Below are 613 nucleotides of genomic sequence, written 5' to 3' on the forward strand. Positions count from 1 at the left end.
CACCCAACGCGACCTGCTGCACACCAGCTCCAAGGCCATCTTGCGCGAAGCCGGCTACATCGGCGCCGGCACCTGCGAATTCCTCATCGGCCACGACGGCACCGTCTCCTTCCTCGAAGTCAACACCCGCCTGCAGGTCGAACACCCCGTCACCGAAGAGATCACCGGCATCGACCTGGTCACCGAGATGCTCCGCATCGCCGCCGGCCACCCCCTGGGCTACGACGACCCACCCCACCGCGGCCACGCCATCGAATTTCGCATCAACGCCGAAGACGCCGGCCGCAACTTCCTGCCCGCCCCCGGCACCATCACCGCGATGCGCACCCCCACCGGACCCGGCGTCCGCCTGGACACCGGCTACGAAACCGGCATGACCGTCCCSGGCGCCTTCGACTCCCTCATCGCCAAACTCATCATCACCGGCGCCACCCGCGACCAGGCCCTGGCCCGCGCCCGCCGCGCCCTGGCCGAGTTCACCATCGACGGCATGCCCACCGTGCTGGCCTTCCACCGCGCCATCGTCGACGAAGAGGCCTTCACCGCCGAACCGTTCACCATCCACACCCGCTGGATCGAAACCGAGTTCACCACCCCCATCGCCCCCTACGAC

1 protein-coding gene is annotated in these 613 nt (G+C 68.6%); it reads left to right on the top strand.

The features are described 5' to 3' along the window. A partial coding sequence (locus CA984_RS44305) for an ATP-binding protein (protein ID WP_479725551.1) occupies positions 1 to 613 on the top strand: 613 nt, incomplete at both ends.

Origin of the sequence: Streptosporangium minutum (assembly GCF_002149035.1) — a bacterium.
In the GTDB taxonomy this organism is placed as follows: Bacteria; Actinomycetota; Actinomycetes; order Streptosporangiales; family Streptosporangiaceae; genus Streptosporangium; species Streptosporangium minutum.